At 67.1% G+C, this 22,404-nt stretch carries 21 protein-coding genes; 11 read left to right on the plus strand and 10 right to left on the minus strand.

Annotation, left to right across the window (positions count from 1 at the left end; translation table 11 throughout):
- Positions 1-151: 151 nt before the first annotated feature.
- Positions 152-1,972, minus strand: coding sequence for a fatty acid--CoA ligase FadD11 (gene fadD11, locus ACIBK2_RS23935; RefSeq protein ID WP_396969962.1), 1,821 nt, complete (start codon positions 1,970-1,972; stop codon positions 152-154).
- Positions 1,973-2,178: 206 nt separating this feature from the next.
- Between fadD11 and ACIBK2_RS23940 the strand changes: the two genes are divergently transcribed.
- From ACIBK2_RS23940 to ACIBK2_RS23950, 3 genes are read left to right on the plus strand one after another with little or no spacing between them, the layout of a single operon-like run.
- A complete protein-coding gene (locus ACIBK2_RS23940) occupies positions 2,179-4,833 on the plus strand; it encodes a heavy metal translocating P-type ATPase (protein ID WP_396969964.1) in 2,655 nt (884 codons plus the stop codon).
- A 10-nt stretch (positions 4,834-4,843) separates the two neighbouring features.
- Entirely contained in the window at positions 4,844-5,467 is a 624-nt protein-coding gene (locus ACIBK2_RS23945; protein ID WP_396969966.1) for a TetR/AcrR family transcriptional regulator, read from the plus strand.
- A 48-nt stretch (positions 5,468-5,515) separates the two neighbouring features.
- Complete coding sequence (locus tag ACIBK2_RS23950) at positions 5,516-6,220, plus strand: dienelactone hydrolase family protein (RefSeq protein ID WP_396969968.1); 705 nt, start codon at positions 5,516-5,518, stop codon at positions 6,218-6,220.
- An 18-nt stretch (positions 6,221-6,238) separates the two neighbouring features.
- On the opposite strand, the gene ACIBK2_RS23955 is transcribed toward ACIBK2_RS23950, so the two are convergent.
- A complete protein-coding gene (locus ACIBK2_RS23955) occupies positions 6,239-7,021 on the minus strand; it encodes a crotonase/enoyl-CoA hydratase family protein (protein WP_396969970.1) in 783 nt (260 codons plus the stop codon).
- Positions 7,022-7,186: 165 nt separating this feature from the next.
- Here ACIBK2_RS23955 and ACIBK2_RS23960 point away from each other — a divergent pair, with 165 nt between their 5' ends.
- Positions 7,187-8,374: an AI-2E family transporter gene (locus tag ACIBK2_RS23960; RefSeq protein ID WP_396969972.1), complete on the plus strand. Its 1,188-nt coding sequence runs from the start codon at positions 7,187-7,189 to the stop codon at positions 8,372-8,374.
- A 1-nt stretch (position 8,375) separates the two neighbouring features.
- Here ACIBK2_RS23960 and ACIBK2_RS23965 read toward each other — a convergent pair whose 3' ends face one another.
- Entirely contained in the window at positions 8,376-9,041 is a 666-nt protein-coding gene (locus ACIBK2_RS23965) for an enoyl-CoA hydratase-related protein (protein WP_396969974.1), read from the minus strand.
- 50 nt (positions 9,042-9,091) lie between these two features.
- A complete protein-coding gene (locus tag ACIBK2_RS23970) occupies positions 9,092-9,700 on the minus strand; it encodes a TetR family transcriptional regulator (RefSeq protein ID WP_396969976.1) in 609 nt (202 codons plus the stop codon).
- Between the two features lie 291 nt (positions 9,701-9,991).
- On the opposite strand from ACIBK2_RS23970, the gene ACIBK2_RS23975 reads away from it, so the two are divergent.
- Positions 9,992-10,540, plus strand: coding sequence for a TetR/AcrR family transcriptional regulator (locus tag ACIBK2_RS23975; protein ID WP_396969978.1), 549 nt, complete (start codon positions 9,992-9,994; stop codon positions 10,538-10,540).
- A 70-nt stretch (positions 10,541-10,610) separates the two neighbouring features.
- Here ACIBK2_RS23975 and ACIBK2_RS23980 read toward each other — a convergent pair whose 3' ends face one another.
- Positions 10,611-12,470, minus strand: coding sequence for a Na+/H+ antiporter (locus tag ACIBK2_RS23980; protein WP_396969980.1), 1,860 nt, complete (start codon positions 12,468-12,470; stop codon positions 10,611-10,613).
- 125 nt (positions 12,471-12,595) lie between these two features.
- Between ACIBK2_RS23980 and ACIBK2_RS23985 the strand changes: the two genes are divergently transcribed.
- The 3 genes from ACIBK2_RS23985 (at position 12,596) to ACIBK2_RS23995 (ending at position 15,399) form a co-directional block, all read left to right on the plus strand.
- Positions 12,596-13,498: an alpha/beta fold hydrolase gene (locus ACIBK2_RS23985; protein ID WP_396969982.1), complete on the plus strand. Its 903-nt coding sequence runs from the start codon at positions 12,596-12,598 to the stop codon at positions 13,496-13,498.
- 160 nt (positions 13,499-13,658) lie between these two features.
- Positions 13,659-14,279 carry a TetR/AcrR family transcriptional regulator gene (locus tag ACIBK2_RS23990; protein ID WP_396969984.1) on the plus strand — a complete coding sequence of 207 codons (621 nt, stop codon included), beginning with the start codon at positions 13,659-13,661 and terminating at the stop codon, positions 14,277-14,279.
- Between the two features lie 148 nt (positions 14,280-14,427).
- Positions 14,428-15,399, plus strand: coding sequence for an enoyl-CoA hydratase/isomerase family protein (locus ACIBK2_RS23995; RefSeq protein WP_396969986.1), 972 nt, complete (start codon positions 14,428-14,430; stop codon positions 15,397-15,399).
- Between the two features lie 246 nt (positions 15,400-15,645).
- On the opposite strand, the gene ACIBK2_RS24000 is transcribed toward ACIBK2_RS23995, so the two are convergent.
- Positions 15,646-16,338 (minus strand): M23 family metallopeptidase, encoded by a 693-nt coding sequence (locus ACIBK2_RS24000; protein ID WP_396969988.1) that lies wholly within the window; start codon positions 16,336-16,338, stop codon positions 15,646-15,648.
- A 210-nt stretch (positions 16,339-16,548) separates the two neighbouring features.
- Here ACIBK2_RS24000 and ACIBK2_RS24005 point away from each other — a divergent pair, with 210 nt between their 5' ends.
- Positions 16,549-16,845, plus strand: a complete 297-nt coding sequence (locus ACIBK2_RS24005) for a metalloregulator ArsR/SmtB family transcription factor (protein WP_357388978.1) — start codon at positions 16,549-16,551, stop codon at positions 16,843-16,845.
- A gap of 136 nt (positions 16,846-16,981) precedes the next feature.
- On the opposite strand, the gene ACIBK2_RS24010 is transcribed toward ACIBK2_RS24005, so the two are convergent.
- Complete coding sequence (locus ACIBK2_RS24010; protein WP_396969990.1) at positions 16,982-17,968, minus strand: glycosyltransferase family 9 protein; 987 nt, start codon at positions 17,966-17,968, stop codon at positions 16,982-16,984.
- Between the two features lie 158 nt (positions 17,969-18,126).
- Between ACIBK2_RS24010 and ACIBK2_RS24015 the strand changes: the two genes are divergently transcribed.
- Both ACIBK2_RS24015 and ACIBK2_RS24020 read left to right on the plus strand, forming a co-directional pair.
- Positions 18,127-18,579, plus strand: a complete 453-nt coding sequence (locus ACIBK2_RS24015) for a VOC family protein (RefSeq protein WP_396969992.1) — start codon at positions 18,127-18,129, stop codon at positions 18,577-18,579.
- 113 nt (positions 18,580-18,692) lie between these two features.
- Positions 18,693-19,280, plus strand: a complete 588-nt coding sequence (locus tag ACIBK2_RS24020; RefSeq protein WP_396969994.1) for an HdeD family acid-resistance protein — start codon at positions 18,693-18,695, stop codon at positions 19,278-19,280.
- Positions 19,281-19,422: 142 nt separating this feature from the next.
- On the opposite strand, the gene ACIBK2_RS24025 is transcribed toward ACIBK2_RS24020, so the two are convergent.
- The 3 genes from ACIBK2_RS24025 to ACIBK2_RS24035 form a co-directional block, all read right to left on the minus strand.
- Positions 19,423-20,616, minus strand: coding sequence for a Dyp-type peroxidase (locus ACIBK2_RS24025; RefSeq protein WP_396969996.1), 1,194 nt, complete (start codon positions 20,614-20,616; stop codon positions 19,423-19,425).
- On the minus strand, positions 20,609-21,175 hold the full coding sequence (locus ACIBK2_RS24030; protein WP_396969998.1) for a copper chaperone PCu(A)C: 567 nt from the start codon (positions 21,173-21,175) through the stop codon (positions 20,609-20,611). Before ACIBK2_RS24030 ends, ACIBK2_RS24025 begins: the two co-directional genes overlap by 8 nt.
- Positions 21,176-21,796: 621 nt before the next feature.
- The gene (locus ACIBK2_RS24035; RefSeq protein ID WP_396969999.1) at positions 21,797-22,324 is read right to left on the minus strand and encodes a hypothetical protein; all 528 of its coding nucleotides are present in this window, start codon (positions 22,322-22,324) and stop codon (positions 21,797-21,799) included.
- Positions 22,325-22,404: the final 80 nt, after the last annotated feature.

The raw sequence follows: 22,404 nt of genomic DNA on the forward strand, positions 1-22,404 counted from the left end.
CGATGCCACGGCATCCAGTGTCGTCATCACGGCACCTTCCTCGCTGAACATCGTTCAGCGTGTTGGGCCGGAACCACCGTTAAATCCACAGTCCCTGATGTCCCGATCGGCAGACGTCTAGTCGATGAATGCGACCGGCCGGGTGTGGCGGCTAGGCGATGGTGGTGGTTTCGGCGGGGGTGGTGGGTTGGTGGACTTCGGGGGTCGGGTCGGGGGAGTAGAGGCGGTCGATGTCGGGGGCGTATTTGGCGGCGATGGGGTTGCGGCGGAGTTTCATCGTGAGGGTGATTTCGTCGCCGCCGGGTTCCCAGAAGGTGGGCAGGACGGTGAAGCGTTTGACCTGTTCGACTCGGGACAGTTTGGTGTTGCCCGCCGCGACGCCGCGGGCGATCTCGGCGATGACGCCGGGGTTGCTGGCGAGGGCGGCGGCGGAGGCGTCGGGGAGGCCGTGTTGGGCCGCATAGGGTCCGGCGGTTTCGGCGTCGATGACGATCAGTGCGGTGTTGAAGGGGCGGCGGTCGCCGATGGTGGCGATGGAGCCGATCAGCGGGGTGGCGGCTTTGATGGCGTTCTCGATGTTGGCCGGGGACATATTCTTTCCGGCGGAGTTGATGATGAGTTCCTTCTTGCGGTCGACGACGCGCAGGTAGCCGTCCGCGTCCTGGGTGAGGATGTCGCCGGTGTGCAGCCAGCCGTCGGCGTCGAGGGCCTCGGCGGTCTTGACCGGTTCCGCGCGGTAGGCGCGCATGATCGACGGGCCGCGGATCAGGAATTCGTCGTCGTCGGCGATGGTGGCTTCGAGGCCGGGCAGCAGTTTGCCGACCGTGCCGAGCCTGGCTTCCCGGGGTGGGCTGACGGTGGCGATGCAGGTCACCTCGGACATGCCCCAGACCTCGGAGATGGGGATGCCGAGGCCGAAGAAGAAGCCGAGCGTCTCCGGCGGGATCGGCGCCGCGCCCGACATCGCCCACTTCACTTGGTCGAGGCCGAGTTTCGCGCGCAGCTTGGACAGGACGGCGGTGTCGGCCTTCGCCCATTCGGCGGCGAGGGCGTCGTCCATCGGCTCGCCGGACAGTTCGGCGGCCGCCTTCCGTGCGGCGACGTCGAGTCCCCATTGCAGGGCCGCGCGGGTGGCGTCGTCGGGTTCGTTGGCGGCCGCGAATTCGAGTGCGGCCTTGAACTTTTCCCACACGCGGGGGACCGCGCCCCAGATCGTGGGCTTGGCGTCCAGTAGCGCGGCGAGCAGCTGGTTGCGATCCGGCACGACCGTGAGTTGCGTGCCGAAGACCTCCTGCAGGTACAGCGCGGTGAATCGGTCGGCCATGTGCGCGGTCGGCAGGTATGAGGTCTGCCGGTCGCCGAATTCGACGGGGAGCACCGAGGCGAAGGCGTGCGCGTCGAACAGGAGGTTGGCGTGGGTGAGTTCGACGCCCTTCGGGTTGCCGGTGGTGCCGGAGGTGTAGCACAGCGTCACCACGTCGTCCGGCTGCACCGCGCGCCAACTCGCCTCGAAGTCGAAATCACTGCGCCCCAACGATTTCAGCTCCTCGACGCTGAGCGTTCCGTCCGGTGCGCCGTCCAGGGCGACGATGGTCTCGATCGGCACTCCGCACGATCGGATGCGGTCCACATACTGCGCCTCGCAGATCACCACCCGATTGCCCGCATTGCCGAACACATAGTTCAACTGCTCCGGGACGAGCGTGTTGTAGACGGAAAACGACGTGGCCCCGGCATGTTGCGCACCCACCTCGAGCGGATAGAACTCGACCCGATTGGCCATCATCAACGCGACCGTGTCGCCGCGTCCGACGCCGAGCGCACTCAACCCTGCCGCGATCGCCCGCACCTGCGCGGCGTAGTCCCGCCAGGTCAAACTCTGCTCGCCGCCGATCGACCGGACCGCAACCGCGTCGGGATCAATGGACGCGACCCGCTGAAACGCGGCACAGGAGGTATTCGGTTCGGTCATCACACAACCCCGTTCAGAACAGCTGTCTATCTCTCTGAGACGGTAAAGGCAGGGAAAGCGACACGGGGACGTTTCTGTCGATTTCCGCGCGGTAGCGTTACGGCGATTCGCATTAGACACCTACCCGGTAGGGGTATATGGTCGAGCTGGCCGACGGCACGCCTCGGCTCGATCGAGCGGAGCTTTCCGAACGAGGAGTGAGGTACATGAACCACGACCAGCAGCACCGCAACCCACCACGCCGCACCGCCGTTCTCGACGTGCGCGGCGTCCGCTGGGCCAGCCAAGCCAACGTCGTCACCGCCGTACTCCGCCGCAGGCCCGGCGTACTCGACGTCGCCGCCAACCCCACCGCCCAAACCGCCACGGTCGCCTACGACCCCACGGTTACCTCGGTCGCCGAACTGGCCGGCTGGGTCCGCGACTGCGGCTACCACTGCGCAGGCCGCTCGGTCCCCAACCACATCTGCGATCCACTGATCGAGCCGCAGGCCGACGGTCATGCGGGGCCGGACGGGCGTACAGGTGACGACGTGCTCGATGAACACCTCCAGCACGGTCACGGCGGTCACGGCGATCACGGCGATCACGGTGATCACGGTGGGCATGCGGGGCATGCCGGGATGTCTATGGCGGACATGGCTGCTGATATGCGGAATCGGTTTGTGGTGGCGGCTGTGTTCGCGGTGTTGGTGATGTTGTGGTCGCCGATGGCTACCGACATGTTCGGGCTGCATTTGCCGGTGCCGTTCGGGATGCGGCAGGACATTTGGGCGCTGGTGCTGAGTTTGCCGGTGATCTTTTATTCGTCGGCGATCTTCTTCACCGGTGCGGTGGCGGCGTTGCGGGCGCGCACGTTGGACATGATGGTGTTGGTCGCGGTGGGGATCGGGGCGGGCTGGCTGTATTCGCTGGCGATCACGCTGACCGGCGGCGGCGAGGTGTTCTATGAGGCCTCGACGATGCTGGCAACCTTTGTGCTGCTTGGTCATTGGTTCGAGATGCGGGCCCGCGGCGGGGCCAACGATGCGATCCGCGCGCTGCTGGATCTGGCGCCGCCGAAGGCGGAGGTGATCCGCGACGGGGTGCCGGTCGAGGTGCCCACCGCCGAGGTGGTGGTCGGTGACCTGTTGCTGGTGCGGCCGGGCGCGAAGATCGCCGTCGACGGCGTGGTCGAGGAGGGCGACAGCGAGGTCGACGAGTCGATGGTGACCGGTGAGAGCATGCCGGTGCACAAGGAACCGGGCGCGACGGTCATCGGTGCTTCGTTGAACACCAACGGCACGCTGCGGTTACGCGCGACCAAGGTCGGCGCCGATACCGCGCTGGCGCAGATCGTGGAATTGGTTCAGCAGGCACAGAATTCGAAGGCGCCGGGCCAGAAGTTGGCCGACCGCGCGGCCTTCTGGCTGGTGCTGGTCGCGCTGGTCGGCGGCGCGCTGACGTTCACGGTGTGGCTGCTCGTCGGCGCCTCCTTCGCCAAGGCGATGCTGTTCGCGATCACCGTCGTGGTGATCACCTGCCCCGACGCCCTCGGCCTCGCCACCCCGACCGCGATCATGGTCGGCACCGGCCTCGGCGCGAAACGCGGTGTGCTGTTCAAGAACGCCCTCGCCCTGGAATCCGCGGCCCGCATCCAAACGGTGGTAATGGACAAGACCGGCACCCTGACCAAGGGCGAACCGGAAGTCACCGATGTGGTGACCGCCGAAGGGTTTTCGCCCGACGAGGTGCTCCGCCTGGTCGCCGCCGTCGAACGCGAATCCGAACACCCCCTGGCCGCCGCAATCGTCCGGCACACCGAAACCCTCAGCCCCGCACCGCCGGTAGCGGCCGCAGTCGGCGAACCGTCTGCTGCCACGGCTGGTTATAGCAGCACGATCGTCGGCAACGGCGCTGAAAATGGCGGCCACGCAACAAGGCCGGCTGCCGAGTCGGTGCCCCACGCCGTCGGTCGGCATGCTGTCGACGGCCAGCACCTCGACGCTGCCAGCGGCGCGAATCCGTCCGCCGAGTCCGGGAATATCCGGAGCCGCGGTAACCGCGCCGGAACCCTCGGCGCGGCGCCCTTGTCCGCTGACAAGTTCGAGAACGTTCCCGGGCACGGTGCTATCGCTGAGGTCGAAGGTCGTCGAGTCATCGTCGGCAACCGGCGTTTGTTCGAACGTGAGCGCATCGACCTCGGTTCGCTTGCCGCGCAGCGTGATCGGCTGGCCGACTCCGGTCATACTGCCGTCCTTGCCGCGATCGACGGCACTGCTGTCGCGGTGATCGCGCTCGCCGACGCTCCGCGCGAAACCTCCGCCGCCGCGGTTGCCGAGCTGCATGACCTCGGTATCGAAGTGGTGATGTTGACCGGCGACAATCACGCTACCGCCGAACGCATTGCCGCCGATCTCGGGATCGATACCGTCATCGCGGAGGTCCTACCGGGCGACAAGGCCGCGAAAATCGCTGAGCTGCAACGTGATGGCCGCAAGGTCGCCATGGTCGGCGATGGTGTGAACGATGCTCCGGCACTGGCGGGCGCGGATCTGGGCATCGCGATCGGCGCGGGCACCGACGTCGCCATCGAAGCCGCCGACCTGGTGTTGATGCGCTCGGACCCACTCGACGTCCCCACCGCCCTGCGCATCGGCCGCGGCACCCTGCGCAAGATGCATCAGAACCTGGCCTGGGCCGTCGGCTACAACACCATCGCGCTGCCGATCGCCGCAGGCGTTTTCGTGCCGGCCTTCGGTTTCACCCTGCGCCCAGAGATCGCCGCCATGTCGATGTCGGGTTCCAGCATCATCGTCGCGTTGAACGCGTTGTCGCTCAAACGTCTCCGCCTTCCGGGTCGAAACAGGACCGGCGACTAAGGTGAGGACAGTGAGCCAGCCCGTGAAACGCCCCCGCCAGCCGCGAATGCAGCTGGAGGTGCGTCGTGAGCAGGTCCTCGACGCCGCATTGCGGCTGGTTACCCAGCACGGCTACGCGGCGATCACCATGGAGGCCGTCTCGCGCGAGGCTGAGCTGGCCAAGCCTCGCGTTTATGCCGCCTATCCGGGTGTAGAACCGCTGCTGCTCGCGCTCTTCGACCGGGAAGGGCAGCGAGCACTGGCGACGCTGGCCGAGGCGATGCCCACCTTCGCTGATGACGCCGAGTTCGACGACATCCTCGTCGCCGCGATGACGAACCTGCTCACCGCGGTCCTCGCGAACCCGGATTCGTGGCGGCTACTGCTGCTGCCCGCCGTCGACGCGCCTAGCCAGGTCCGCGAACGATCCGAGGCCGCGATGCAATTCGCCCTCGATCAGATGCGCGCCCTGCTCGAATGGGGCCGCGATCGCCGCCCCGGCCTCGCCGACATGGATCTGGAACTGCTGGCCATGTCCCTGATCGCCGCGGGCGAGCGGGCGGGGCACCAGATCCTCACCGATCCCGAGCAGTTCAACATCGACCGCTACGAACGGTTCGCCCGCAGCATGCTGGGCGCGCTCGCACCCCGGTAGCGAGCTCGTGCTGTACATGTCTGAGACACTGACCTAGATTCGGTGGGCATGGAGACGATTGAGCTCACGGCACCCGATGGACGGCTCGAGGCGGTATTGGCGCGGCCGTCCGGGGACGGGCCGTGGCCGGGGGTCGTGGTGATCCACGATGGGGTGGGGTTCAGTGAGGATCTGCGGCGGACCGTGCGAATGCTGGCCGATTACGGGTACCTGACGATCGCGCCGAATCTGTTCTCGCGAGGCCGGGTGCGCTGCATTCGGACGATCTTTCGGGCGCTGGCGTTCACCGGCGACGGCCCGCCGGTGCGCGATGTGCTGGCGGCGCGGGACCGGCTGGTCGCCGAACCCGATTGCAGCGGCCGGACCGCTGTGGTCGGCTTCTGTATGGGCGGTGGGTTCGCGCTGCTGGTCGCGCCGAAGGGTTTCGACGCGTCCGCACCGTTCTATCCGTCGCTGTACGGCGACTACCGCGCCATGCTCGACGGCGCCTGCCCGGTCGTCGCCAGCTACGCCCAACGCGACCCGATCCTGGTCGGAGCGCCCCGCAAACTGGACGAAGCGCTGACCGAACTCGGCGTAGACCACGACATCAAGGTCTACCCGAAGGTCACCCACGCCTTCGCCAACGTCACCCCGGTCGACCCACTGCTGCGCGTCACCGGCCTCGGCTACAACGAAGACGCCTCCCGCGACGCCTGGCAGCGCATCTTCACCTTCTTCGACACCCACCTCACCGGCGCCGAAAAGCCCTGAGCCAGCGGATAAGTACGCTTACTCGCCGGTCCATTTCGGGGGGCGCTTTTCGGCGAATGCGCGTGGACCTTCGAGGGCGTCCTTGCTGATGAACACCGGACCTGCTTCCTCGAGGCTCATCTGCCAGATCGGGGTATCCCAGTCGGAGCCGAAGTCGTTGACGCGGTGCATGATTCGCTTGGAGGAGCGCACTGCCATCGGGGCGTTTCCGGCGATCTTCTCGGCCAGTTCGAGTGCGGCGGTCAGTACCTGATCGGCGGGCACCACTCGGTTGACCAGTCCCCAATGTGCCGCGCTCGCGGCATCGATCGGAGTGCCGGTCAACGCCATCTCGAGCGCGATCTTCGGCGGCACCGCCCGCGGCAGACGCAGCAAACCGCCTGCCGCGGCGACCAATCCGCGTGTTACCTCGGGTAAGCCGAGTGAGGCGTCCTCGCTCATCACCGCGAGATCGCTGGCCAGCACGATCTCGGTGCCGCCGCCGAGGGCGAACCCGTTGACGGCCGCGATGAGCGGCTTGTCGACGAAATGCTGCACCAGCCCGGCGAATCCGTACTCCGGATGCGCCACGTCATGAATCACGTTGCCGCGCGCCAACTCTTTGAGGTCGGCTCCGGCGCAAAAAGCGCGCCCGGCCCCGGTGATCACCCCGACCCGCAGTTCCGGATCGGTGGCGAGTTCGGCCAGCGCGGCACCCACCGCACCCGACAGTTCGGCATTCACCGCATTCATCGCCTCGGGGCGATTCAGGGTGATGACGGCGATGTGCCCCTTGCGTTCCAGCGTGGCTGCGGCGGTCAAGGTGAGCCCTCCTTCAGAAGTTCCTTCGAACCTACCGGGACGCCGTGCGGGATCATCGTGTCAGATCCCGGTCAGCGGTCGGTGCCTACGCGGTGCCGCGACCGATCGCAGGATCCCGCCGCGCGGCAGACAATGACCCGCTCGGGCCCGTGCAAGACTTGGCCCGTGAGTGGGCCCAAAGAAGACATTCAGCACAACTCCGGCAAGCCTGGCGACAAGACGGACCAGGGCGGCGGTAGCCGCGCTGTGCCGGATCGCGGCGACGTGATCGGGTCCGGAATCATCTGGCTCGCCAAATGGGCGCTGTGCATTGTCGCGATCGCGGCGGGCGCGTGGGTGCTGATGTTTCTGCTCGCGAAGCTGTGGGTGGTGATCTTGCCGGTGGCGCTCGCGATCGTCGTCGCGACGGTGCTGTGGCCGCCGACGCGGTGGCTCACCAATCATGGTTTGCGTCCGGCGCTGGCCGCGACGATCACGATGGTGGTGTTCATCGGCGCGCTGGCCGGAGTCATCGCGTTGATCGTGCCGTCGGTGGTGGACCAGGCGCCGGATCTTGCCGATAAGTCCACAGCGGGTGTCAATCAGGTGCGTGACTGGATGCAGGGACCGCCGCTGCGGATCCGCGACGAGCAGCTCAACTCCGCGGTCGACGCGATCGTGTCCCGGTTGCAGTCGAGCGCCGCGCAGATCGCCGGTGGTGTGTTCAGTGGAGTTTCCACGGCAACGTCGGTGCTCATCACCCTGTTCCTGGTACTCGTGCTGAGCTTCTTCTTCGTGAAAGACGGCCCGCGACTGCTGCCGTGGCTGCACGCTGTGCTCGGCAGCCGCAGCGGCCGGCACGTCGAGGAGGTGCTGAACCGGATCTGGGGCACCCTCGGCGGTTTCATCCGGACCCAGGCCCTGGTCAGTTTGATCGACGCGGTCTTCATCGGTGCTGGCCTGGTGATCCTCGGGGTGCCGTTGGCGTTGGTGCTCGCGGTGATCACGTTCATCGGTGGTTTCGTCCCGATGGTGGGTGCGTTCGTGGCGGGCGCGCTCGCGGTGCTCGTCGCGCTGGTCGGCAATGGGTTCACCACCGCGTTGATCGTGCTCGCCATCATCGTCGCGGTGCAGCAGCTGGAAGGCAATGTGCTGCAACCGGTTCTGCAGAGCCGCAGCATGAAGCTGCACGCGGTGCTGGTGTTGCTCGCCGTCACCGCGGGCGGCTCGCTCTATGGGATTGTCGGTGCGTTCCTCGCCGTCCCGGTGGTGGCGGTGGTCGCGGTGGTGGTCCGCTACATCGGCGAGCAGATCGATGTGGTCACCGCCGCACCCGTGGCGTCGGACGACGAGGTTCAGCCCGCACCGGAGTAGGTCAGTCGGTCTGCCGCGCCGCCGCGAGCGCGGCGATGGCGCCGGCGAACATGGTGTTCTTGATGGCGCCGAGGGTGCCGGGATCCTTGCCGCCGAGCGGGGCGAGGATGGCGAGCGCGGTGTCGGTGATCGCGCCCTCGGCGGCGGTGGCGTCGACGATATCGACTGCGAGCGCGTCGGTTCCGCCGAAGCGACGGCCGGTGGTCATCGAGGCGACCGCGGTCTTCGGGGACAGCTTCGCCTGGATGAGCGTGGCCATGCCCTCGGTGAACGGGATGCGGATGTCGACCTCTGGGAAGCAGAAGTAGCCGCGATCGGCGCGCATCACGCGGTAGTCGTGCGCGATGGCGAGCATGGCGCCCGCGCCGAAGGCATGACCGGGCAGCGCGGCGACCGTGGGGACGGGCAGCGCGAGCACGCGCGCGAAGATGGCCTGCACCTCGCCGACGTACCACGGGCTGCGGTCGCCATTGGCGCCGAGCCAGTCGAGGTCGAGCCCGTTGGAGAAGAACTTCCCGCTGGCGGTGGTGACCAGGCCCTGCGCGCCGTCGGCGAGGACGGTATCGAGTTGGGCGTTCACCTCGTCGAGAAAGGCTGGCGAGAAACGATTTTCGTCGTTGCCCAGGTCGAGGACGGCGATCTTGTCGTGGTAGCTGAGAGTCGGCATGAGATTCCTTGTATCGAGAGGTGTTGGATTCTTCTGAACATGAATTGCTGTCACGGTGGCGGGCCGAGCGCGAGCACAGCCCGGACGGCCGCGCGAAGTTGCTCGCGGGCAAGGGGATTGGTGAACCGTTTGCGGCGCAACAGGATCGCGGTGGGCAGGTCGACCAGGCACAGGTTGAGGACATCGACCGCGCGTCCGTCGGCCCGGCCCCAGAGGTGTCGTGACAGCCGGATCATCAACTCCACCAACACCTTGTCGGTATCCGCGAGCTCGGTCGCGATGGCCTCGGGCACCTCACCGAGCAGCTCATCGCGCTCGACGGTGAGCAGCAGCCGCGACGACACCGGGAACTTCTCGGCGAACACCACGGGCGCCTCGGCCGCCGCGACCACCGCGTCGATGCCGTCGCACCGATCGGGCCCGTCCAGCGCACCGTCGACCAACGCGGACTGCAACGCCAGAAACCGATGCGCCGCCCGCAACCAGGTGCGCCCGAGCAACTCCGCCCGAGAACCGAAGGTGTGATAGATCGCGCCGTTGGACACCCCGGTCGCCGCCGCGACCGCCCGCGTGGTGACTGCGGCCGGACCCGATCGCACGGCCAGCGACTCCGCGGCATCGAGCACGATGTCGGGGTCGTGGGTGCGGGGGCGAGGCATGCGACCACAATAACAGAGCGAGCGCTCTGCTATTCGAGGGTCTGTCGTCGCCCCGGATACACGCGCTCGATCGAACCGGCGATGCTCGTACGCTATGAGATAGCCCGGCGCACTCGTTCGCGAGCACGGACTCGATTGCGCACGCGCACTACATATTTCGCCAGGTAACAGGTACTCGGGGTCGCTGGAACAGGGGTGTAATGGCTTGGCTATCCTCGTACGAGCCGACGAGACAATGGGGTACTGTTCGGTCCTCCCACCCCTGCCCGAACGAACAGAACGGCGCCCGGCATGTCACGTGTGGTCACCAAGGAGCAGTACTTCGACACGGCTCTGGAGGTGCTCGCCGAACTGGGTTTCAAGGGGCTCAACATCGGCGTGCTGTGTCGTCGGCTCGGGGTCACCAGCGGCTCGTTCTATCATCACTTCGGCAGTTGGCAGGGCTTCGTCGACGCATTACTCGAGCACTGGGAGAACCGGCAGGTGCTGATCCTGCGCACGCTGAAGTTCAACCAGGGCAACCCCGATGACGACATCCGCGCCATGTCCGACCTCGCCGCCGGCCTGCACCACGCCGCCGAAGCCGCGATCCGCGCCTGGGCGGGCAACGACGAATCGGTGAACCTGGCGCTCAAGCGGGTCGACGAATCCCGCAGGCGCACAGTGCACAAGGCGGTCAAGGGCGTCATCGGCGACGAGGACACCACCGCCGTGGTCACCTCACTCGGCATGGCCATGCTGATCGGTTACCAGCAGATCGCCGCAGGCGGCGAAAACCTCTCCCTGGACAAACTGCTCAACCAATACGCGCGCCTCATCTACTCCCACGCCCACCGCTGACCGAGGCTTCGCTGAGACTCGCGCGCTGCTCGCCGAATCATGCGGTGGCGCTGAGTATTCCGGTGCGCGGTCAGCCCAGCAATTCATCCACATAGCACCAGCGCCAGGCCTCGCCGGGCTCGACGCTGCGCATGACCGGGTGCTGGGTGCTGCCGTAGTGCTTGGTCGCGTGGTTGCCGACCGAGGAGTCGCAGCAGGCGATGTGTTTGCAGGTGAGGCACATTCGCAGGTGCACCCAGGTCAGGCCCTCGGCGAGGCACTCTTCGCAGACGTCGGGGCCGGCGGGCTCGAGAACCAGCGGGGCATCCTCTAGATGCGCGCACGTATCACCCGCGTTGGGGGCGGAGAGCGGCTCGAGAGGTTCCTCTTCGGTCTCGTCGTACCGGTCGATCATCGATTCCTCGAGGTCGAGCCGGGCCAGCACGTATTGCAGGATCTCGTAGTCGGCTCCACCCGAATCCCGTACGCGCAGTACCGTTTCCCGTTCCGCGCGCAGCATCGCCAACCGCAGTCGCCGGTACTCGGCGGTCGGGGTGGCCTGCTCGGATTCGGATCGGCCGAGACGCTCCCAGGCGGCGTTGGTCTTCCAGGTGACTCGGTCGTGCAGCGAATCGACCACCGACTGAGGCGTTTCCGGGGTGATCCACTTGTCGAGCTCGGCCAGGCCCGCGGTTGTCGCCTGTTGGAGCAGATTCGCCTTCTGCAGCGCGTTTTCCGCGCGACTCGGTCCACGCAGATGTAGCAGCCGCACCAACCACGGCAACGAAGTGCCTTGCAGCAGTAGCGTTCCCGCGACAACGACCAGCGCGAGCAGTTTCAGTACCGGCAGCTGCGGTGTGTCTTCGGGCAGCAGCAGCACCGCAGCCAGGGTGACCACGCCGCGCATACCCGCCCATGACACCACCGTCGAATTAGTGATCGGCACACCGCCGGTATGGCGGCCGAGTCGGCGAATCAGCAACGACCACGGGAAGATCCACAACGGTCGCGCCAGCATCGTCACGAGCAGCACGCCGATCGCGGCCACCACGACGGTCCGATGGTCGAGCCCGCTGCTCCACGCGCCTTCGAGGATCGCGCGCACCTGCAACCCGATGATCACGAACACCGAGCTCTCCAGAATGAACTGGATGGTGCGCCAATTGGTGCGTTCCGCGATCCGTGACGCCGCGCTCTGCCACACCGGCGCGCCGTGCCCGAGGATCATGCCGCAGGTGACCACCGCGATCACCCCGGACGCGCCGATCCCTTCGGCGGGCAGGTACGCCGCGAACGGCGCGAGGAACGACAGCGTCGTATCCAGCACCGGGTCGGTGATCCGACGACGAAGCAGCGCAAGCAGATACGCCACCACAACGCCCACCGCGGCACCGCCGCCCGCCGCGAGCAGGAAGTCGCCGCCCGCCTGCCACACCGACACGGTTCCGGCCGACGCGGCGATCGCGGTGCGCAACGCCACCAGCGCGGTCGCGTCGTTGAACAGCGACTCGTCCTCGAGGATCGTGACGATCTGGCGCGGCATGCCGATCCGCCTGGCCACCGCCGTCGCCGCCACCGCGTCCGGTGGAGCTACGACCGCGCCGAGCGCGACCGCGACGGCGAACGGCACCGGAAGCAGCCACCACACCACGGAGGCGACGGCGAAGGTACTGAACAGCACCAAGCCCACCGAGAGCGATGCGATGGTTTTCAGGTTGGCGCGGAAGTCGACCAGCGACGTCCGGATCGCCGCCGTGTACAACAGCGGCGGCAGCAGACCGAGCAGGATGATCTCCGGATCGGGATGAACCTCCGGCACGAACGGCAAATACGACGCCGCGACCCCGGCCAGGGTCAATACGAGTGGCTCGGACACTCCGAACCGGCGGGCCAGCGCCGCGAGCGCTGCCGCGGAAGCAACAAGAACTACTAGGCCGATCGCGACATGCACGGTGGCATTCTCGCAGAGCGCACCGACGGCAACTCGGCCCGCAGTACATGACACGTCCGGTGTCGACGGATTTCCTGTGCCAGAGGGGTTCAGGGGCCATGCTTGTCGGCGACAAGGAGGTAGGCATGGAGGAGTTTGCGTCCTGGCGGGCGAACGGCAGGCGGTTCACCCACCGCGGCCACCAGATCTTCTATCGCGACGACGGCGGTGCGGCCGACGGCACACTGGTCTGCATCCACGGCTTCCCGACCGCGTCCTGGGACTGGCATCGCATCTGGCCGGGGCTGTGCTCGCGGTTTGCCCGGGTGCTCGCGCCGGACATGATCGGTTTCGGCTGGTCGGCGAAGCCGAGCAATTACCTGTACTCGATCGGCGATCAGGCCGATATTCACGAGGATCTGTTGCGGGAGCAGGGGATTGATCGGTTCCACATCCTCGCCCACGACTACGGCGACACTGTCGCGCAGGAGTTGCTGGCTCGCGATGCCGAACGCAGGGCCGCGGGTGATGAGTCGCTGGTGATCGAGTCGGTGTGCCTGCTCAATGGTGGATTGTTCCCGGAGACGCATCGGGCGCGGCTGGTGCAGCGGCTGCTGGCCAGTCCGCTGGGACCGGTGGCCAGTTTCCTGGCGTCCGAGCGGGCGTATACGACCAGTCTGTCGTCGGTCTTCGGGCCCGACACCAAACCGACCAGGGAAGAACTGGATCAGTTCTGGACGTTGTGGTGCAGCAAACGCGGTAAACGTAACGGCCACAAGCTGATTCGCTACATGGCTGAACGTCGCAAGTATCGCGAACGCTGGGTCGGGGCCCTGCGCGACGCTGCGGTGCCGTTGCGTCTCATCGATGGTCTCCTCGACCCGGTCTCCGGTGCGCACATGGCCCGCCGCTACCGCGAACTGATTCCGAACCCCGACGTGGTGGAACTAGCTAAGGTCGGCCACTACCCCCAGGTGGAAGCCCCCGACGAGACGCTGTCGGCTTTTCTCGACTTCCACGCGACTCGAGTGCCGCACCACACGACCTGATTGTGCGAGTCGGGTTCCTGCGCCTTCGGTCGGCCCACCCTGACAACGAGCTGGCAGGGTGGGCCCGTCGGTGGGGCTCGTGATCACCCGGGCCAGGCGCTGGACGGCTCGCTGACCTGGCGTTGCGTTATGCTTATGGCATATGCCATAACATGGTGATATGGCAGGGACACGCCGAGCGCGTAGTGACGATTCTGTACGGCCGCGTCCGGGTGATGCGCGGCGGCGGATGATCGAGGGGGCGATCGAGTCGTTGCGGGTGCACGGTGCCAGCGCGACGAGTGTGGATCGGGTGCTCAGTACTACCGGCGCGCCGCGTGGATCGGTGTATCACCATTTTCCCGGTGGGCGAACCGAGCTGATCAATGACGCAGTCGTCACGATCGGGGCCTTCATGTCCGAGTTCATCGAACGGTTGACCGCCGACAACGACCCGGTGACCGCACTCGACAAGTTCGCCGCGATGTGGCGGCGCACCTTGCTCGACAGCGAATTCCGTGCGGGCTGCCCGGTATTCGCCGTCGCGGTCGAAACGAACGACGATGCACCGGAATTCGCGCGCGCCGCCGCCGACGTTTTCGCTCGCTGGGAACGTGCCCTCGCCGAAATGCTTATCCGAGACGGCATTTCCGAGCCTCGCGCGCGCAGTCTCGCCACCCTCACCGTCGCCGCGTTCGAGGGTGCGATCGCCTTGTGTCGGGCCCAGCGTGACATCACGCCGCTCGACCATGTCGTCGGCGAACTGCGCGACTTGATCCCGGCGGTCACCCGAACCGAATAGGTCCGGAGCCCGCAGTCGAGTGGGTGGTACCTCTTGACACACCTACTATGGTGGACCCCATAGTAGGGAACCGGATTCGGGTGAATCAGGTTTGCGCCGAAGCATTCTCGTGCACCCGCCGTTGTCATGCGCATCGAAGGAGCCGCCGATGTCCGCCGTCGATCTCTCCCTGGAGACCATCCAATCGGTGCAGGACGGGCGGGTGCTGACGGCACGGGTCGTCGCACCGCCGCTCAACTTCGCCACCCCCGAGTTCGTTCGCGACCTGGACACGCTGACCGCCGCGGTCGACGCCGACGACACTGTGGGCGCGGTCGTGATCACCGGTGGGCTGCCCGGCCGGTTCCTCACCCACGCGGACCCGCGCGCACTCATCGGCATGGTCGAGCTGCCGCATCCGTTCATCCCGGCTCGGGTCGCGGCACCGTTTCTGCGAATCGGTGATGTGGCGATGCGGGTGCCTGGCGCGACGCGACTGGCGGAACGTTTCGGTGGTGGGCTCGGCGCCGGACTGGTGTGGGGGCACCGCTGGAAGAAGACCACGTTGCGGATGAACCGCTCTGGCGTGGTGTATTTGGCGGCGATCAACGGCCCCGCACTCGGCGGCGGCCACGAGATCGCGCTCTCCTGCGATCTGCGGTACGCAGCGGACGCCGACCACGTCAAACTCGGTCAGATCGAGACCCTCGCCAACCTGATCCCCGGTGGCGGCGGAACCCAGCGCCTGTCGCGACTCTTGGGCGCCGCCAAGGCCATTGAGGTAACCCTCGAAGGCGCACCACTGTCGGCGCAGGAGGGATACCGACTCGGTCTGGTGCATCGACTGGTGCCCGAAGACGAGCTCCTCGCCGAAACCCAGGCCACCGCAGCTAGATTGGCCACCCGAAACCCGATCGCCATCGCAGAAGCCAAGCGCGCCATCTACTTCGGCACCGACAAGTCCTTGTCCCGCGGCCTGGACCGCGAGCAAGCCGGATTCATCTCCGCGGGCACCACCGCCGCAGCCGCCCGCACCACCACGGCCTTCCTCGATGACCTCGACCGCCTCGGCGACACCCCATTCCTAGCCGACCTCAATCCATGGCTCGACGGCACCCGCGTAGACCAGGTCGGCAAATAACCTATCTCGCAGTGCACCTTCCGGCTGGCCAGCGGTCCGGGATAGCCTGCCGCGCAAGGTTTGTCGTGCCGCGTACGAAGTAGTCAACGATTCGGTGCGCGGCAGGATGCGATGTGCGCGGCAGCGGCCTTCCAGTGCGGCAACGCGCGAACGCCTCGGACGTGTACGTGTTGACACGTGTAGGTCCGGGGCGTTGGGCGTGGTGGTCGTTCGCGAGCCCCTCATCGACTCGCGAAGCCCACTGGATTACGGTGTGTTGCCCTGGATGTCGATGCCGCGGCCGGCGAGCCAGGGGAGCGGGTCGATGGGCTCGCCGCTGGGCAGGTGGATCTCGTAGTGCAGGTGCGGGCCGGTGGAGAAGCCGCGGTTGCCGACGGTGGCGATGATGTCGCCCGCGCGGACCTGCTGGCCGACGGTGGCCAGGATGTCGTTGACGTGGCCGTAGATGCCGATGGTGCCGTCGTCCTGCTGCACCCGCACCCACATGCCGAAGCCGCTGGCCGGTCCGGCCTCGATCACGACGCCGTCGGTGACCGCGCCGATCGGCGTGCCGATCGGGTCGGCCAGGTCGAGGCCCGCGTGCAGTGCGCCCCAGCGCACGCCGAAGGTGGAGGTCAGCACGCCCGCGATGGGGCGAACGGTCTTGGGGCGGGCGGCTTCGACGGCGAGGCGGTGCTGCTCCCACACGACGTTGTCCGGCACGGTCTGCGGCATCTGCGCTTCGCGCGGGGTGAACGCGGTGAACATGGCCTGCGGTGCCACGTCGGCGGTGAGCTTGCCTGCGGTGAGCTGATCGGCGGTCGATTGCTGGTCGGCGGCGGCGAGGACGCCGAGCGAGGCGCTGACGACCGCGGACACGGCCACCGCGCGGGTGGCGGCACGGTGGCGTCGAGTCCGGGTCGCGCCCCGACGGGAAGATAACGGAACGGTCACGGGCATGGAACGAACGTACGGGAGGGTCATACCTGTTCCGCAATCGTGTGGTTACCGTCACAGCGGCAGAAAAGCCCAGTTCGCGTATTACAAGTGTGTAACGCCAGCGCGCGCCTCGCGTGTTCACCTGGGGGAATTCCGTATTGCGTGGAGTTGACCAAATGGTCGCTCGTTGATCACACTATTTCAGTGGCGACTAATGGAGTTCGCGCCCTCATGGCGTTATCCGACCCGACCCGCCGCGCGATCTTCGAGGCGCTCCCGCAGGCCCCGCGCGCGGTCGGCGAACTCGCGGAACTCACCGGCGTAACCAGCTCCGCCGTCTCCCAGCACCTGCGCGTCCTACGCGAAGCCCGCCTGGTGATGATGCGGCCGGACGGCAACCGCCGCCTCTACTCCCTCGACCCCCGCGGCCTCAGCGACGCCCGCGACTACCTGGACCAGTTCTGGCCCAGCGCCCTCGCCGCCTACTCCGCCGCGCTGCAAACCGCCCGCACGGACAGCAGCCTCTAGCGCGCCCAGCGCATTGCTTGGTGTCGCCGGACCCAGCAAACGTTGGGTGGATATGCGAGGAGCCCGCCTAGTCTGCGAAGACCAGGCGGGTGTCGGTGATGTGGTTGTGCGGGCCTGCTGACGGCGGGTGGAACCGTCAGCCGACGCGACGATAAGGGGTGCGGCGGGGTTGGGTGCCGGTGCCGGGCCAGTTGCGCTTGTTGAGCTGCTTGTCCACGGCGTTGATGACCTCGGTGACGCCGATCCGCAGCAGGCCGGGGTCGGGCGTGTCCGCGTAGGGGTCGCCGAGCTGACCGGCCCAGAGAACGATGTGCCGATTCAGCAGGTGCGGAGGTGGTCCGCCCCAGCGCGGCGGGGTCGGGCCGAAGATCTGGACGGTGCGGGTGCCGAACGCGGTGGCCAGGTGTGCGACGCCGGTGTCGCCGCTGATCACGAGCCCCGCCTCGGCGACGGTGGCGGCCAGTTCGATCAGGTTCTGCTCCCCGGCGAGAACCCGGCCGATCGGCAGGCCTGCCCGCGCGGCGATGCTCAGCGCGATCTCGCGCTCGTATTCATCCCCGGTGAGCACCACCTCGCGACCGAGTACCAGCAGGTGCCGCACGACCGCGGCGAACCGATCCGGCGGCCAGCGACGGGCCGGCGCGCCCGCGCCGACGTGCACCACGACGCAATCGCGGTGGCTCGTGGTCGACACCGGCGGCACCAGGCCGAGGTTGCGTCGATCCGCGACGATCCCGTCGGACTCGAGCAGGTGACACCAGCGGTCCACGTGGTGCATGTCGCTCTGCCACTCCGGACCGTCCAGTTCGGGGAACGCCGGATTGCGGTAGCTGAGGATCCGTCCCGGTTCCGTCTTCTCCAGTTGCACAATGCTTTCGGTGCTCGGCCCGTGCAGGTTGACGGCGAGTTGCGGGCCGGGCGCGTCCCAGCGCAGTCCGCCGAGTTCGGCGGTCGGCACCATCGCGTCCACCGAGGCGATCAGGTCGACGATCGGCTTCAGCCGGTGCGGCGCGGCGAGCACGATGCGGTCGTTGGGCTTGGCGCGGCGTAACGCACGGAGCGCCGGGACCCCGGTAAGTAGATCACCAAGGCCCCGCGCCTGCAGCACGAGTACAACCGCCACCCTCTTCTCCTAGCCACCCGAGACTCACGATTCCGACCCACCCGCTTCACCCATGGGTGTACACGACGAGAGTCACTTAGGGATGACTACCCGAGCCAAACCGGCGATAAACCCCGCTAGCGATCGCCCGCTGTGCTTTGGCGCACTAACCTCGTGTCATGACCTCCCGGCTCAACCCGTACCTCAGTTTCGGCGACACGGCCCGCGCAGCTCTGGAGTTCTACCGCGACGTGTTCGGCGGCACCCTGACCATCAGCGCCTTCAGCGAGTTCAGTGACCAGGAGGCGCCCGGCGCGGACCTGGTCATGCACGGCATCCTGGAGACCCCGAGCGGCTTCACGTTGATGGCCGCGGACACCCCGCCCGGCATGGAATACAAACCGGGAAGCAGCATTTCGATCAGCCTCAGCGGCGAGGACGCGAGCGAGCTGCATGGTTACTGGGATCGGTTGTCGGAGGCGGGCACGGTGTCGGTGCCGCTGGAGAAGCAGATGTGGGGCGACGAGTTCGGCCTGTGCCAGGACCGGTTCGGCGTCACCTGGATGGTCAATATCGTTGCCCCGGCGGCGGCGAAATCAGGTGTGTCGGCCGCCGGCGAATCCGTCGCTTAACCGGACAACAGCCGCCGGACAGGCGGATAATTCGGTGGGTAAGCCCACTGGACTTGCGAGTTGCGTGGGCAAATGTCCAGGAAACTCTAGTGGCAAGGGCATAGCATCGAATTATGACGACAAACAGCGTGCTCGAGGGTCCTTTGCAGTCTCTTGCCCGCAGTGCGTGGCAAACCGTTCTGGTCACCGGCTTACTCTCGGTGATCCTCGGCGTGATCATTCTCGCCTGGCCCGGCGTCACTCTTTTGGCGGCGGGCGTCCTGTTCGGTATCTACCTGGTGGTCAGCGGTTTTCTGCAACTGATGGCCGCGTTCGGCGCACCGGCCAGCACCGGCATGCGGGTGCTGGCCTTCATCAGTGGCGTGCTGTCCATCGCGATCGGCGTCTTCTGTTTCCGTGACGAGCTGACTTCGATTCTGCTGCTGGCGATTTGGATCGGGATCGGCTGGCTGTTCCGTGGCGTGTCCGCGTTGGTGATCGCGGTGTCCGAGCCTGCCGTGCCCGGCCGCTGGCTGGCGGTGTTCTTCGGTCTGATCACCGTGATCGCGGGCATCGTGTTGATCGCCTGGCCGTTGACGTCGGTGGCGACGCTGGCGATCGTGGTCGGCGTGTGGTTGGTCGTGCTCGGCATCATGGAGGTCATCCTGGCGTTCGGGATTCGCAAGGACGCCAAGACGATTCACGGCGCAACCGGTATCTGACAGATTCGCTCGGCCCGCGGCCGCCGCGTCGATTCGGCGCGGCGGCCGCCGCGTGTTTGCCGGGATCCGTCTGGCCGGGTGGCCCGGCGCGACTGCGGGATCGGCGGTTCCGATGCCGACGCTCGTATCGGCATCGGAACCATCATGATTCGAACAGTGACTGCCCGAGGTATCCGCCCGGCGCCGGTACTCCCGGTGGGATGACGAACACCGCCGAGCCGATCGGCGTCGTCCACACGTTGAGGGCGTCGAACTCCGCGAGTCGCTGTTGGACCGGCAAGAATTGGGCGTCTACGTCGCGCTGGTAGGCGGCGAAGAGCAGGCCCGAATTCGAGATCCGGCCCGGTGCCGGGGCGTCGTCATAGTTGTAGCCGCGGCGCAGGAATCGCTCGCCGTCGTGCGTGTGATGCGCGCGGGCGATGTGGGAGGACTGCGGGATGATCGTGATGCCGTTGGCGTCGACAGCCGCGAAATCCGGCTCGTCGAACTCGGCGGTGCCGGTCAGTGGGGCACCGTTGGCGACGGTACGGCCGACGGTGAGTTCCCTTCCCTCCTGGTCGATTTCGTCCCAGGTGTCCAAGGTCATCGCGATTCGGCGCAGCACGCAGGAGGTGCCGCCGGCGAGCCAGGGTTGCGCGGAGCCGTTGTCCCACACCAGCCGATCGAAATCGGGGCCAGGGGCGATGTTCACCGTGCCGTCGACTTGGCCCATCAGATTGCGTGGCGTCCGGCCGGGTTCGGCGTTGCGGAACCCGCGCTGCACCCAGCGCACCGTGACCAGTGACGACACACTCCGGCACAGCACGCGTACCGCGTGTGACACCGTGGTCGCCTCGTCCGCGCAGACCTGTACCAGCAGATCGCCGTCGCGCCAAGCTGATTCGAGTCGATCGATGGCGAACGGCGGCAGTGGCCGAAGCCAGGACGGGCGGCGGTGCTCGAGGGCTGCCGTGGTGAACACCGAAGGGCCGAGGCCGACGGTGATGGTCAGTCGAGCGGGGCGTTGTGCCAGTTCCGGTTCCGTGTCGGCCAAGGCTGGGCGGCCCTGGGTGAGGCGGGCGGCGTCGCCGGTCCAGATCTTCAGGATGCCGATGAGATCGTCCCTGGTGACGTTCGGTTTCAGATCGAACGCGACGAAGGCCGCCTGTGACTGCGGGCTGGTCGCGATTCCGGATTGGTGTGTGCCGTAGAACGGTTCGGTCACCGACGTCCGCGATGTGTCGTCGCGGGCGGTCATGGCGACCGCGCCCCAACCGATGCCCGCGGCGCCCACTGCGGCGGCACCGCCACCGAGCAGGCGCCGCCGGTTGAGGCGTCCCGGGCTGGTCTCAGCCACCGTGCGCCGGTGTCTGCGCACCGCTCGCGTGATCGGGCGCGTAGTTCTCCTGGTTGCCGGAGAAGTCACGCACCTGCGCGGTGAACGTGGTCGTCGACCCGTCGTCGAAGGTGAGCGTGACCGGCGTTTCGGTGCCCGTGCGCAGCGGACCGGTGAGCCCCATGAACATGATGTGGTCACCACCCGGCCGCAACTCGGCCTTCCCGTGCGCCGGAATCACGAACCCGCCCGCCTTGGGCCGCATCGTCTTGGTCCCACTCGCATCCGCAACCACTTCGTGCAGTTCGACTCGGCTCGACGCGGGACTCGACGCCGACACCACGGTCCGCGCCGTGTCACCCGCATTGCTCAACTCACCGAACGCCGCCGACATATCACCATCCGCCGCCTTCACCCACTGATCTTTGATCGTGACCGAGTCGGCGGCTTTGGACTCGGCCTTGTCGTTGGACGAGCAGGCGACGAGAAGCAGCGGAACAGCCAAAGCTACTGCGGCGCCGCGCAGTACACGCGTCACGCGGCGCGCGCTGGGTGCTGAAGTGGTGGTGAAGGTAAGCATAGAAATCTCCGATCATGGGAAATGTGTTGTCTCGTCGCGAGTTGCCGCACCGGCGCTGTCTGCGGACTGCCGCCTGTCGCCCGCCCAGATCGCATCAATGGCCTTGTCGAGCTGACTGATACGCCCGACCCGCCGCGCCCGTAACACGCCGCTTCGGTCCGCTGACCGTTGCCGCAGTCGACTGTGCCGCCGTGCCGCCGTGCCGCTCGGCCGCCGTGCCGCTGGGCTCGAGCCGACTCTCGTCGGTCTTGCTCGAACTGTCTGCCTTGATCCGCCGTGCCGGTGATCGTGATCCGAGCGCGTGTGGTGAGTGCTCGTTGGCGCTAGTTGCGCCTGATCGACGCCGCATTGTCAGCCCGCCGATGGGCCAGCCGCGAGGCCCGAGTCCTCGCGCCTTCACAGCTGCTGCCGCGCGGAAACCTGCGGCGGTGCGGTCGAAGTCGCAGAAACTCAGCGCGATAGACCTGATCAGCAGTTGAAATCGGTGCCCGTCCTTGACTCTTGGCGGGATCGATCAGTAGCTGGTCGTCTGGCGTTCGGTACCGGCATATCTCACAGTTGGGCGGGAATGCGCTCTGCGACAGCGCATTGGGCGCTGCTCGCGGTAGGCGGGAACGTGGCTCAGTGTCGGGGCGGTGGCCCGCGCAGCCCGGATCCGGAGCTGAACAGCAGGCGCCGCGGCGCAGCCAGGGGGCCGATGGGAACGGCGTATTGGAATACGAAGGTGGCCGCTGGGCGGGTGCCGAGCACTCGCGCGGCGCGATTCGCGGCGGATATTGCTCGGCCGAAACCGATTTCGGCGCCACGGATGAGTAGTGCGCCGACCGGGATGGCGGCGAGGTGGGCCGCGAGCATGATCGAGGTCATGCCGGTGGTGTGGTGGTGGCCGGGGGACATGGTCAACGCGACATGGCCGACCGCCTGGCCGATCGTCAGCAGCACCATCACTTCGGCGACCCCGAAACGAGTCCGCCGCGCGCTGACAACCACGCCGACAATCGTGCAGGCGGCGATCAACAAGGCGATCGAGGACTGACCGGGGGAGACATCGCCCCCGCCGAGGGCGTGCGCCGCGATGCTCACCGCACCGGACGCAGATCCGACGAACGCGCCACGCAGTCGCGCCGTAGCCTCCGCCGATGTTCGCACCGCGCCATACTACTTCCGGTCGTAGTGCCCGATCGCACCGGTTTGCGAAGTTACCCAGGTCATGCGCCGCCGGTCACAGC

The organism is Nocardia sp. NPDC050175 (assembly GCF_044459885.1).
Taxonomy (GTDB): domain Bacteria; phylum Actinomycetota; class Actinomycetes; order Mycobacteriales; family Mycobacteriaceae; genus Nocardia.